Consider the following 13,073-nt stretch of genomic DNA (forward strand, 5'->3'; position numbering starts at 1 on the left):
CATTCCACGAGTCACCAGTTTCTGCATACGTATTCATCACGGCTGCACCAAACGACAGATCGCAGTGCAGCATGATGCGCGCTGTTCGAGTTTCTGGATGAGCGATGGTTCTGCAAACGGCTTGCCGTAGGCGATGTTCCGGGCATCTGCCCGATATTTCCGGAGAGCTGTTCGACCTGTCCGCTCCATGGCGTGACGCAATCGCAGCACGAATGAATACGTATGCAGACCCCTGCGTGATGTCACGAGGCTGCCGCTAAGCTGCTGCCATTCGCCGACGAGCGCCTGCATGGCACGGCCGGTTCATGTCATGGGGTTTTGTTCAATGTCCGACGCATGCTGGTGGCGCGGTGCCGTCATCTATCAGATCTATCCGCGCAGCTTTCTCGACACCAACGCCGATGGTGTGGGCGATCTGCCGGGAATCATCGATCGGCTCGACTACGTGGCGAGCCTCGGCGTGGATGCGATCTGGATTTCGCCATTCTTCAAGTCGCCGATGGCTGATTTCGGTTATGACATTGCCGACTATCGTGACGTCGATCCCTTGTTCGGCACGCTGGCGGATTTCGATCGTCTGCTCGCCAAGGCGCATGGGCTCGGCCTGAAAGTAATGATCGACCAGGTGCTCAGTCATACATCGGTCGAGCACGCGTGGTTTCGTGAGAGTCGCGAAAGTCGCGACAATGCGAGAGCGGACTGGTACGTGTGGGCCGATGCGCGCGATGACGGCAGTCCACCGAACAACTGGCTGTCGCTGTTCGGCGGTTCGGCCTGGCAATGGGAGCCGCGGCGTGGCCAGTACTATCTGCACAATTTTCTGGCAGCGCAGCCGGATCTGAATTTTCATCATCCGCAGGTGCGCGCAGCGATACTCGATAGCGTGCGGTTCTGGCTGGACAAAGGCGTCGATGGTGTGCGCCTGGATGCGATCAACTTCTGCTTCCATGATCGCCAGCTGCGCGACAACCCGCCCAAGCCGAAAGAGAAGCGCATCGGCCGCGGTTTCAGTCCGGATAATCCCTACGCGTTCCAGTATCACTACTACAACAACACGCAGCCGGAAAACCTGGCCTTTCTCGGCGAACTGCGTGCTTTGATGGATGGCTATACAGATGTCGCAGCGCTGGGCGAAATTTCCTCGGAGGATTCGCTGGCGACGATGGCCGAATACACCCAGCGTCATCGGCTGCACATGGGTTACAGCTTCGAGCTGCTGACCGACGATTTCAGCGCGGGCTATATCCGCGACACAGTGCAGACACTCGAGTCGCGGATGACCGAAGGCTGGCCGTGCTGGGCCATCTCCAACCATGACGTGGAACGTGTGCTTTCGCGTTGGGGCAAGGGCAAGCCTGCCGTGCCGCTGGCCAACCTGCTTACGGCGCTGGTTTGTTCATTGCGTGGTTCGGTCTGCGTCTATCAGGGCGAGGAGCTGGGGCTGACCGAAGCCGATTTGCCGTTCGATGCGCTGCGTGATCCTTACGGCATCGCCTTCTGGCCACAGTTCAAGGGGCGCGATGGCTGTCGCACGCCGATGCCCTGGAGCGATAGCGCAAACGCCGGTTTCAGCGATGGCACGCCGTGGTTGCCGGTGGCGGAAGAGCATCGCGCGAGCGCCGTGAGCCGACAGGAAGCTGATTCGCATTCCGTACTCAATGGCTTTCGCGCCTTCATGCACTGGCGGCAGTCGCAGCCGGCGCTGCGCTGGGGTGATATCCAGTTCATCGAGATGGCGGAGCCCATCCTTGCGTTCACTCGGAGTTTCCAGGGTGAGACGTTGCTGGCAGTGTTCAACCTCGCCGATGCCGCCATCGATATTCGCGTGCCGACCAATAGCCTTCCCGAGGCTCTGAGCGGGCATGGTCTGCTACAGGGCTCGCTTCATGATGGGCAACTGCGCTTGCCTGGATACGGCCTGTGGTTTGCATCGTTGCAGCCGTCGGATATCCGCGAAGCTACGAGCAGCTTTCACCACGCGACTGTTGAAAGAAGCTGAAAAAAAGCCACTCCGATGCGGGAGTGGCTTTTTATTTTCGCTGCAGTTACCGACTACTTGCGATCGGCTGCTGTCTTGTCGCGGGTGGCGCGGAATTCGGAGTCCTGGCTCCAGTCCGGCCACTGGTTGGAGTTGGCCAGGTCGCTACCCAGCACATAGAGCACCTGCAGATCGCGGGCCATGCCGGTGAACGGCCAGTCGGCCTGCCACTCGTCGCCCTGCTGGTGGTAGCGCTTGGCGGTGTAGTCGTCTTCGGCGGCCTTGCCGGCGGCGATGCCGCCATCGACCCAGTCATTACCCGAACCGAAGGAGATCGCCGGCACGCCGCGCTTGGCGAACGAGAAGTGATCGGAACGGAAGAAGTGTCCTGCCTCCGGCTTCGGGTCCGGGCTGTAGACCATGCCGAATTTTTTCGCATCGGCGATCAGATCGTCCAGTAGCCCGAGTTTGGCGCTGCCCGAGATGGTGAAGTTGCGCGACGGGCCGTGCGGATCGAGCGCGTCCATATTGATCACGCCGACGGTGGTTGCCAGCGGATACAGCGGCTTGGCTGCGTAATACTCCGAACCCAGCAGACCCTTTTCTTCGGCGGTGACGTTGAGGAATACCACCGAGCGTTCCGGTCGTGGCGCCTTGGCAAAGGCTCGACCCAGCTCGATCAGCGCTGCCGTTCCGGTAGCGTTGTCGACGGCGCCGTTGTAGATGCGATCACCTTTCGCATCGGGTTGGCCGACGCCGAGATGATCCCAGTGCGCGCTGTAGATGACCGTTTGGTCGGGATGTTTGCTGCCGTCGATGCGGCCGACGATGTTGTGCGAGGTAATGACTTTGGAATCGACCTTGAAATTGGCCGAGAAACTCTCGCCCTTCAACGTCACCGGCTTGAATTCGCGTGTCTGTGCCTGCTTTTTCAGCGCCTCGAAATCGAGTCCGGCGCGCTTGAACATATCGACGGCGAGGTCGCGCTGGATCCATGCTTCCAGCTGCGGATGCACCGCGGCTGGTTTGTCACGCACGATATCGAACATGGTGATGGTGTTGGAGTTCTTCACCGTGTTCCAGCCATACGAGGCCGGCGCGGTTTCGTGTATCACCAGCATGCCGAGCGCGCCCTGACGCGCGGCTTCCTCGTATTTGTAGGTCCAGCGGCCGTAGTAGGTCATCGCCTTGCCGCCGAAGTCGCCGACGCCGGTTTCGAAGTCGGGGTCGTTGATCAGCACCACGGCAATCTTGCCGTGCAGGTCGATGCCCTTGAAATCGTCCCAGTGACGCTCCGGCGCCTTGACGCCGTAGCCGATGAAGACCAGCGGCGCGTTGGCGATCGCCACGGACGTCGAGCCGTCCATCGGCGCGCGCACCGCGATCTCGTTGCCCTGGGTCAGTGACTGCGCCTTGCCGTCGATCGACACGCTGAGTGCGGGTGTGCCGATGATCTCGGTGCGCAATAGCGGCACGGCCTGGGTCCAGGCGCGTTTGCCGTTGGTCAGGTCACCGCCGGGCTGCAGGCCCGCGGCCTTCATCTGCGAAACCACGTAGTCGATCGTCTTGGTTTCGGCGGGCGTGGCCGGGCCGCGACCTTCGAACGCGTCCGACGAAAGTACCTTGTCCTCTTCGGAGAGACGATGTGGATCGAAGGTCGGTGAGGGGACGGCAGCAGCCATCAGAGCCGTCGATACGGCCAAGGTGAGCGTGGAAAGAATCAGTCGTTTCAAGAGCAGCTACCTGTCTGTGGAATCCGCATCGATAGTAGGCAACTGACCAACGCGGGTCTACCCGTACGAGGGTGTGCCTTCGCGGCCAAGGCGATGCGACGGGTTGCGCGCAATGATGCGCGCGAATCGCCAAGCCTCCGATCCGTTATGCTCCTACTCATGCTTTCATTTTTCTTTTGTCTATCGAATTTGCCGTGCGACTTGACGGGCACATGGCGTGTTGTCGTCCGATGAGCCGGTTAACAAAATCCCGGCAAAGCAACTCAAATGCTCCGCGTCAGCGTATGCAGATGGCCGATCTGGCGAGGCTGGCCGGCGTGTCGACTTCAACGGTGTCGCGCGCACTGAGCGGTAGCGCCTTGATCAACGAGGAGACGCGAGAACGCATACAGGCGCTCGCTCGCCAGTTCAACTACACCATCAATAGCGTGGCGACCAACCTGCGTTCCGGCGTCAAGCGCACGATCGCTGTCGTGGTTCCTTATGAGATGGCCAGTCGCCAGAGTTTTGCCGATCCGTTCCTGCATGGAATCATCGGTAGCCTTGCTGATGCGCTTACCGAGCGCGGTTACGAGATGCTGCTGTCGCGCATGGATGCTGATCGGCTCGACATGGCGGCGGCATTGATCGATGGCGGCCGTGCCGCAGGGCTGATTTTGATCGGGCAGTGGCGTCATCACGATCAGCTGAACGCCATGGCAGAACGTGGTTTGCCCATGGTGGTTTGGGGCGCGCGCCTGCCGCATCAGAATTATTGCATTGTGGGTGGTGACAACGTCCTTGGAGGCCGTCTGGTGGCTGAGCATCTGCTTGCTCAGGGCCGTCGACGTATGGTGTTTCTCGGTGATGCGGGTCTGCCCGAAGTCGCCCAGCGCTATCGTGGTTTTGCACAGTGCCTGCGCAAGAACGTATTGCCGCTGCTGGAGCAGCAGCGCGCAGCGGCATCGTTTCTGGCCGACAGTGGACGCAAGGCGATGCTGGCCTTGATCGATGCCAACCCGACGCTGGATGCAGTTTTCGCCAGCAGTGATCTGCTGGCGATGGCTGCCATCGGCGCACTGCGCGAGCGAGGTCGTCGCATCCCGGCGGACGTCGCCGTAGTGGGCTATGACGACGTTGAGCTGGCGGCGTATTTCAATCCACCCATCACTACGGTGCGACAGCCCATCCATGAAGCCGGTGGGCGGCTGGTGGAGACGCTTTTAAGCTTGATCAAAGGGCAGTCTTTGCCGGTCTCGGCTCCGCTGGAAACCCAGCTGATCGTGCGGGAAAGCAGTCAGGCGAAGGCTGCGTACTGACGCAACGCAATATTTTTGCTGAATCGATCAGGGGCGACGTAGTGAGTCCTGGTCGACGCCATGCCGACTGCAATCGTTCCCATTACTTGCATTTTTCCGTGCCGATATTTTCGTGGAAAGTACTTAATGGAAGCTTTTTTTGTGATGTTGCAGCGCAAATTGCAATCGATTGCATTAAAGTCGAGCATGCTCCCCGGGGATCGAAACACTAGGTCAGGCACGCGCGAAGTCGAACGCATGCCTGCTTCATAACTCGAAGGGGATGCGCGATGAAAACTGACGTGATTCGCAAGCATGTACTTGCCGCTGCCGTGATGCTGGCCTTGATACCGGTGGCCGCGACGGCGCAAAGCACTTCAAGCGGAGAACCAGGTCCGCAGGCACCTGGCAGCACCGCCGGATCGGATCAAGGCAAAGCCAGCCAGAGCAAGCAAGAGCAGAACAAGTCCGATCACAACAAGGCGGTCAACCTGGACGAGACCGTGGTTACCGCGTCGCCAGGTGCATTGACCAAAATGGGCTCCAGCGTTTCCGTCAGCTCGCTGGAGGCCGATCAGATCAGCGACAGCGGCCTGCAGAACGCTGCAGACATTCTTCGCAACATTCCCGGTATTCGCGCCGAGTCCTCCGGTGGCGACGGCAATGCCAATATTTCGGTGCGCGGCCTTCCGGTGGCTTCCGGCGGCGGCAAGTACGTGCAGTTCCAGGTCGATGGCATGCCAGTGCTGGAATTCGGCGACATCTCTTTTGCCACGCCTGACACTTTCCTGCGCCCGGACTACAACATCGATCATGTAGATCGTCCGCGGCGGATCTTCGTCGGTGTTCGCCAGCAACGCACCGGGTGCGGTGATCAACTTCATCACCAAGACGGGTGAGCAGCAGGGTGGCGACATCGGCATCACCACAGGCCTCAACTACGATGCCAAGCGGCTGGACTTTGACTACGGTCAGCCGATTTCCGACACAACGCGCTTCCATATCGGCGGCTATCTGCGTGACGGCACCGGTCAGAAGGACGTCGGTTACGACGCCCAGAAGGGTGGCCAGCTGATGGGGAATGTGACCCACGACATCGATGGTGGATTCCTGCGACTGAATTTCCAGTTGCTGGACGACAAGTCGCCGGTGTATCTGCCGGTGCCGCTGTCGATCACCGGCAGCAACAGCAATCCGAGCGTGAACTCGCTGCCCGGCTTCAATATCCAGAGCGGCGCGCTGCAGTCGCCGTACTTCCTGCATGACCTCGCGGTCGGCGCCAATGGCGACCGGATCTTCACCAACATTTCGGATGGTTACCATTCCAAGGTGGCCGCCATTGGCGGCCTCGGCGAATTCAGCCTCGGTGATGGCTGGAAACTGGATGAGCAGTTCCGCATCGCCAACAACTCCGGTGATTTCGTCGGACCGTATCCGGGTTCGGTGCAAACTGCTGCGTCTGCAGCCCAAGCTCTCGGTGGTACCGGCGCCACGCTGGCCTATGCCACCGGCCCCAAGGCCGGGCAGGCCGTCAACGCGGCCAACGTAGGCGGCAATGGACTGGTTTCGAACACGCTGTTGTTCAATGTGTCGCTGCCCAACATGAACAATGCCACCAACAACCTCACCCTCAAGCGCTCGTTCGATACGAACAACGGCCCGTTGAACCTGCTGTTCGGCTATTACCATTCCGATCAGACCATCGAGCAGGACTGGCACTGGAACCAGTATCTGGAAACCGTGCAGGGCAAGGACGCGGTGCTGCTCAACGTCTACAACGCGGCCGGTCAGGCTGTCACGCAAAATGGTCTGGTGGCTTATGGTCAGCCGGTGTTCGGCAACTGCTGCACTCGCTATCTGGACGTCGACTACAAGATGGATGCGCCATACCTGTCGCTGAGCTGGCAGCCGGGCAGCTGGCAGCTTGATGGTGGCGTGCGCTACGACTATATGAAAGCCAACGGCAGCTATGCGAGCGCGTCGACGGTCCCGCTGGATGTTAACGGCGACGGCATCATCGAAGCGCCGGAGCAGAACGTTCAGGTGGTCAATCTTGCCAATGCCTCGCCGGTGAATTACGACAAGAAGCACCTGGAATACTCCTTTGGCGCCAACTACCTGATCAACACCGAGGTAGCCTTGTTTGCGCGCATCAGCGACGGCGCTCGCTTCAACTCCGATCGATTGCTGTTCGGTGGCGGCGTGCTACCTGATGGCACGGTGCCGTCGGCGGTGGCGGTGAACGTGGTGAAGCAGGACGAGGTCGGCGTGAAGTGGAGCACGCAGCACACCAGCTTGTTCGTCACCGGTTTCTACGCGACCACTCAGGAGACCAACCAGGACGTCACGATACCGTCCAATCCGATCATCAATCGCGACTACAAGTCCAAGGGCGTTGAGGTGGAGGGCTCGCTTGACTACGGTGATTTCAGCGTGCGCGGCGGTGTGACCTACACCGACTCGAAGATCACCAAGGATGAGATCACTCCGGACGACGTCGATGACGAGCCGCAGCGCCAGGCGCACTGGGTGTGGCAGCTCAATCCCAGCTATCGCTTCGGCCCGGTAACGGTCGGCGCCACGGTGATTGGCACCACCAAGTCTTACGCTGCTCAGCCAAATGGATTGGTGATGCCGGGCTATACCCAGGTCAATGCGTTTGTCCGCTACGACATCACCTCGCGCATGACCGTGTCGCTGCAGGCGGACAACCTCTTCAACGCTGTCGGGTTGACCGAAATCGACCAGAGTCCAGGCGGCGTGACCACCAACGGATTGAACACGGCTCGTTCGATCCTCGGTCGAACGGTATTCGCCAGCTGGCGCTATAGCCTGTGAGTGAAGCGCACCACCAGGAGACGTTCGAGCTGGCCGCGCTGCGCCAGCGATTTGTCTCGATGTTTAGCGTCGCGCATCGGGCTGCCGCCGAGCGACAGTTTGATCGGGTCGGGTCGGCGCTGGTCGAGCGGCTTGCCGCGGTATACGGGGGCACCGCTGGATTCGCCGACTGGATGACCACACTGTACGAGGACCTTGGTCGACTCGCGGCAGCCCGACCCGCTGCGCTGGTCGCGCTGGACCAGCAACGTGCGCTGCAGCCGGACTGGTTTTTGCGGCAGCACATGGTGGGTTATTCGGCCTACGTCGATCGATTCGGCGGCACGCTTGCCGGCGTGGGTGAGCGTATCGACCACCTGCGAGCGCTCGGTGTGGACTACCTGCATCTTCTGCCCTTCCTGCAGGCGCGCCAGGGCGAGAGTGATGGTGGGTTTGCGGTATCCAGCTTCGAACATGTGGAGCCGGCATTGGGAACGATGGACGACTTGGAGACGCTGGCATCGCAGCTCCAGGAAGCCGGCATAAGCCTGTGTGCCGATCTGGTCCTCAATCACGTGGCCGATGATCATCCCTGGGCGCAAGCAGCGGCTGCCGGCGATCCGGCGATGCGCCAATTTTTCCACGTGTTTCCCGATCGCATCCTGCCCGATGCCTACGAGGCTACGGTGGGGGAAGTGTTTCCCCAGGCGGCGCCAGGCAACTTTAGCCAGGTACCGGCCATGGGCGGCTGGGTCTGGACGACGTTCTATCCGTTCCAGTGGGATCTCAACTACGCCCACCCACCCGTTTTCGCGGCGATAGCGCACGCGCTGCTGCAACTAGCCAATAGCGGTGTAAAAGTTTTTCGGCTCGATTCCGCACCATTCCTTTGGAAACGTCTCGGTACCCTCTGCATCAACCAACCTGAAGTGCATCAAATACTCGCCGCGCTACGTGCCTGTGTGGAATTGGTCGCTCCGGGTGTGTTGCTGAAGGCTGAAGCCATTGTGCCCACAGAGCAGGTAAGCGCCTATTTCGGTCGTGATGAGCTGCGCGGGCGCGAGTGCCACCTGGCGTATCACAGTGGCTTGATGGCCTCTGCGTGGGCGGCACTTGCCGAAGGTCACGCCGGGCTACCGAGGCAGCTGCTTGCCGACACTCCGCCACCACCGGAGGCGTGCGGATGGGTGACCTATGTGCGCTGCCACGACGATATTGTGTGGGGCGTGTTGAGGCCACTGGCGGAGGCTGCTGGTGAAGATTTTTCGCGGCGCATCGGTGCGGCAGCGGCCTATCTGGAAGGTCGCACACCCGGCAGTTTCGCGCGCGGTGCAGCTTTTCAGACGCTGGATGGAGAGGGTGTGCACGGTAGCAACGGCATGGCTGCTGCTCTGGTCGGGCTGCCAGAGCATATGTTGGACGACATCCAGCCCGCAGCGTTGCGCCGCTACGTTTTGCTTTACGCGCTGGCCTTCTGGGTCGGTGCTGTACCACTCATCTATATGGGCGACGAGTTGGGTCAGTACAGCAATAAGGATCCGGCTGACGCTGGGCGCGTAGCGCTGGATGGTCGCTGGTTGCAGCGCCCAGCGCTCTCTGCCGAGGCACTGGCTGCGCTGTCGAGTGGGCGAGGTGTGCCAGCTGCCACTTTTGCCGCGCTAACGGCGTTGGTCGCTGCACGTCGCCACCAGCATTGGCCGAGTGCCAGCAAAGTGTCTGTCGTTGCGCACCCGAACCCCGGTCTGCTGATTGTGCAACGTGGGGACGAGGCGCTGGGCATATTCAATTTTTCTGCCAGCCACGCGATGGTCGATCTGGAATCGTTGGGGGTAGGGACTGGATGGTCGGATCTGTTTGCGTCAGGTGCCGATGGGATGTCATCGCGTGACCTGCGGAAGCTGCAACCGTGGGCTACGCTGTGGCGGAGCCGCACACATGACTAAGTTGATGCAGAGCATGGCGCACCGGACAGGTCTGCTGCGTCGGTGCCGCTGGCGTTCTGTTCGATGAGCCGGTGGAGTTCGCCAGCCATAGTGGTAGCCGGCGCGGCATCTTGCCGGCTGAGACGGTCCGCTCCGAGCCTTGGCATGTCTCCGTGGATGACGCTTCATCGGGTGATGTTGAACTGGCCAATACCTTTGGCTCCGGCACGATTGCATCCACACAACGGTCGACGGAGTAGATAGAGAATGTCCACGCCCAAGCCTCGTCTGCGTTTCTGGCAGATTTTGAACATGAATGTCGGCTTCTTCGGTATCCAGTTCAGCTTTGGTCTGCAGCAAAGCAACATGAGCCCGATCTACAAATACCTGGGCGCGCACGACGGCAGCCTTCCGTATTTGTGGCTGGCTGGGCCAATCACCGGCTTACTGGTGCAGCCGCTGATCGGAGCGATGAGCGATCGCACCGACTCGCGGCTGGGCCGGCGCACACCCTATTTTCTGATCGGTGCACTGATCTGCAGTGTATGCCTGCTGGCGATGCCGTTCAGCCCGACGTTGTGGATGGCTGCGAGCTTGCTGTGGATACTGGACGCGGCCAACAACGTGACGATGGAGCCGTATCGCGCGTTTGTCAGTGATCGCCTGGACAGCTCGCAGCACGCGGTGGGTTTTCTCACCCAGAGTGCCTTCACCGGGCTGTCGCAGACGCTGGCCTATCTGACGCCGTCGCTGCTGGTGCTGTTCGGCATGAATCTGGCCGCGCGCAACGCACACGGCATTCCGTATGTGGTGGTAACCGCGTTCGTGATTGGTGCGCTGTTTTCGGTGGTGTCGATTGGCTGGTCGACGCTGACCACTCGCGAGTTGCCATTGTCCGATGAAGAGCGCCAGCGCATGCGCGCGGCGCCACGATCACTGGCAGCCACGCTGGGCGAAATCACCTCCGCCGTAAGACAGATGCCATCAACCATGCGTCAGCTGGCGGTGATGATGCTGTTCCAGTGGTACGCGATGTTCTGCTACTGGGAATACGTGCCGTTGTCACTGGCGCGTACTTTGTTCGGTAGCACCGAGGCGGACTCTGCTGGTTTTAGCCACGCGGTACTCATCAATGGCCAGATCGGCGGCTTCTACAATTTCGTGGCGTTCGTGAGTGCTTTTGCGATGATCCCACTGGCACGCCGGATAGGCCCGCAGCGCCTGCATGCAGCGTGCCTTACGCTGGGCGGCGCGGGCCTGCTGGCACTGCCGTTGATTCACAGCCAGCTGCTGCTATTCGTACCGATGATCGGTCTGGGGCTTTCGTGGGCCAGCATGATGGGCAACCCCTACGCGATGCTGGCTGGCAGCATTCCTCCCGAGCGAGCGGGGGTCTACATGGGTCTGTTCAACATCTTTATCGTGGCGCCGATGCTGCTGCAGATCATCACAATCCCACTGCTTTATCACGGAGTGCTGGCAGACAACCCGGAAAACGTGATTCGCCTGGCCGGTGTTGGCCTGCTGTTGGCCGCTGCGCTGGTGCTGCGTGTGCGAACGGGCAGTTTCCGTGAGATGGGCGGCGTGGCCGTATAAACGTCCAATTGTTCTGGCCAATCAGCTGGCGGCCTCAGATGCCGGCGTACCACTCGTAGCCCTGGTCTTCCCAGTAGCCGCCGCTGCCGCTGCCAATCTTGGCGAAGGACTCGACCAGCTCGATGCTTCCTATGTACTTAGCCTGCTTGTAGCCCAGCTGACGGCCAATGCGCAGGCGCAGCGGCGCACCGTTGGAAACCGGCAGCGGCTTGTCGTTGAGGTCGAAGGCCAGGAGGGTCTGCGGATGCCGCGCTTCCTGGATGTCGACGCTTTCGTAGTACGGCGTGTCTTCGTCCATGTTGTCGAGGCAGTGGAACACCACGAAGCGCGCCTTCGGATCGACGCCGACGTGATCGAGCAACGCGGATAGTTGCGTACCCTGCCATTTGCCGATCGCGCTCCAGCCTTCGACGCAGTCGTGGCGGGTGATCTGGGTGCGGTTATCCAGTTTTTTCAGATCGTCGATGGAGAATGCGCCTGGCTTCGTGACCAGGCCGGTGACCTTCAGCGTGTAGTCGCGAAAGTTGTTCGCCATCAACGCCTGATATTCGGGTGTGTCCGGCATGGTGGTGCCGTTGGGGTGGAAGGTCGGCGAGATGTCGGCCTCGGTGTATTCCTTGGCCATCGCGCTGGACGGGGACAGCAGCGCTTGCACGCGGCGGTTCAAGCCCTGGGCCTTGCCCAGTACTTTCGGTCCCCAGCTGCTCTGCGAGATCTTGTCGCAGCCGGCGACCACCAGGCCGGCGGTGCCCATGATGACCATGCGCAGAAACGTTCGGCGATCAGTCATGGGGCGTCTCCTTGATCACGACAACCGGTTCGGGCCCAGCCACTTTCACTGGGTCCACGTCCACCTTGTAATAGCCGGTGATCATGCCGCGCAGCTGGTTGAACGCACCGCTGATCAGCACCTCGAATACGTGGATCAGCACGAACGCGACGAAAGCCCAGGCGATGATGAAGTGGATGGTGCGTGCTGCCTGCCTGCCGCCGACGAACTCCACCATCGGTGACAGTACGGCATCCATCCGCGGCGACATCGCCAGCCCCATCAACACGATGCCGATACCGAAGACGAAGATCACGATCAGATACGCCAGTCGCTGCAAGATGTTGTAGCGCAGCGCTTCCTCACCGTGTGGATGCCTGAAGCGCACGTGGTCGGCGATCGATTTGCCAATGCCTCGCCAGTCAGCCTTGGTTGGCCAGAGGTCCCGCTGTACGTGTTTCCTGGCCAGCGAATAGCCGATATAGCAAAGCCCATTGAGTACGAAGATCCACGCAAAGAAGAAATGCCATTGCCGACCCATCGAGAGCCAGCCTGGGCCGGGCACCGTAAGCCAGGAGGGAAACCCGCGCGCGGTTGGCGTGCCATCGGGGCCTTTGGAAACACCGAGTACGCCAGTGGTATTGAATTCGTGCTTGCCGATGCGGGTGATGCCGACCAGATTACCGCTGGCATCTTCGCGGGCCTCCAGTGACAGCAGTGGCTTGTCCGGATTGTTGTAGTTGCCCCACGCAAGGCTGGGATGCGCGTTGAAAATCTGTAGCCCGCTGAAAAACATCAGCGACAGGCTGATCACGTTGATCCAGTGCATCAACCGGATCGGCAGCGAATGGCGGTAGACCAGACGTTTTGATTTCGTGGGCGCAGGAGGCGCGATTACCTGCGCGTCCGCAACGATCACGTTTTCAGTCGTCATGGCATATGCCTCCGATCAGCAGGGTGAGCGGTTCGGTTCTTCAGCAC

Annotated in this window: 9 protein-coding genes; 6 read left to right on the forward strand and 3 right to left on the reverse strand. The window is 60.5% G+C overall.

All coding sequences use genetic code 11. The annotated features are described in order from the left end of the window. The first annotated feature begins 325 nt into the window (after positions 1–325). Positions 326–1,999, forward strand: coding sequence for an alpha-glucosidase (locus HDE79_RS05530; protein WP_184600868.1), 1,674 nt, complete (start codon positions 326–328; stop codon positions 1,997–1,999). Between the two features lie 53 nt (positions 2,000–2,052). On the opposite strand, the gene HDE79_RS05535 is transcribed toward HDE79_RS05530, so the two are convergent. Then, a complete protein-coding gene (locus HDE79_RS05535; RefSeq protein WP_184600869.1) occupies positions 2,053–3,711 on the reverse strand; it encodes a M28 family metallopeptidase in 1,659 nt (552 codons plus the stop codon). 284 nt (positions 3,712–3,995) lie between these two features. On the opposite strand from HDE79_RS05535, the gene HDE79_RS05540 reads away from it, so the two are divergent. The 5 genes from HDE79_RS05540 (at position 3,996) to HDE79_RS05555 (ending at position 11,323) form a co-directional block, all read left to right on the forward strand. Beyond that, positions 3,996–5,009 carry a LacI family DNA-binding transcriptional regulator gene (locus HDE79_RS05540; protein WP_255488251.1) on the forward strand — a complete coding sequence of 338 codons (1,014 nt, stop codon included), beginning with the start codon at positions 3,996–3,998 and terminating at the stop codon, positions 5,007–5,009. Positions 5,010–5,278: 269 nt separating this feature from the next. Further along, positions 5,279–5,887: a Plug domain-containing protein gene (locus HDE79_RS21790; protein ID WP_221440011.1), complete on the forward strand. Its 609-nt coding sequence runs from the start codon at positions 5,279–5,281 to the stop codon at positions 5,885–5,887. After that, positions 5,832–7,826, forward strand: coding sequence for a TonB-dependent receptor (locus tag HDE79_RS05545; protein WP_221440012.1), 1,995 nt, complete (start codon positions 5,832–5,834; stop codon positions 7,824–7,826). Before HDE79_RS21790 ends, HDE79_RS05545 begins: the two co-directional genes overlap by 56 nt. Then, positions 7,823–9,748 carry an alpha-amylase family glycosyl hydrolase gene (locus tag HDE79_RS05550; protein ID WP_343205908.1) on the forward strand — a complete coding sequence of 642 codons (1,926 nt, stop codon included), beginning with the start codon at positions 7,823–7,825 and terminating at the stop codon, positions 9,746–9,748. Before HDE79_RS05545 ends, HDE79_RS05550 begins: the two co-directional genes overlap by 4 nt. A gap of 246 nt (positions 9,749–9,994) precedes the next feature. Beyond that, a complete protein-coding gene (locus tag HDE79_RS05555; protein WP_184600870.1) occupies positions 9,995–11,323 on the forward strand; it encodes an MFS transporter in 1,329 nt (442 codons plus the stop codon). Positions 11,324–11,357: 34 nt separating this feature from the next. On the opposite strand, the gene HDE79_RS05560 is transcribed toward HDE79_RS05555, so the two are convergent. Further along, positions 11,358–12,113 carry a molybdopterin-binding protein gene (locus HDE79_RS05560; protein WP_184600871.1) on the reverse strand — a complete coding sequence of 252 codons (756 nt, stop codon included), beginning with the start codon at positions 12,111–12,113 and terminating at the stop codon, positions 11,358–11,360. Beyond that, positions 12,106–13,026, reverse strand: coding sequence for a cytochrome b/b6 domain-containing protein (locus HDE79_RS05565; RefSeq protein ID WP_184600872.1), 921 nt, complete (start codon positions 13,024–13,026; stop codon positions 12,106–12,108). The genes HDE79_RS05560 and HDE79_RS05565 overlap by 8 nt, the downstream gene beginning before the upstream one ends. Positions 13,027–13,073 lie beyond the last annotated feature (47 nt).

Origin of the sequence: Rhodanobacter sp. MP1X3 (assembly GCF_014207165.1) — a bacterium.
GTDB lineage: Bacteria > Pseudomonadota > Gammaproteobacteria > Xanthomonadales > Rhodanobacteraceae > Rhodanobacter.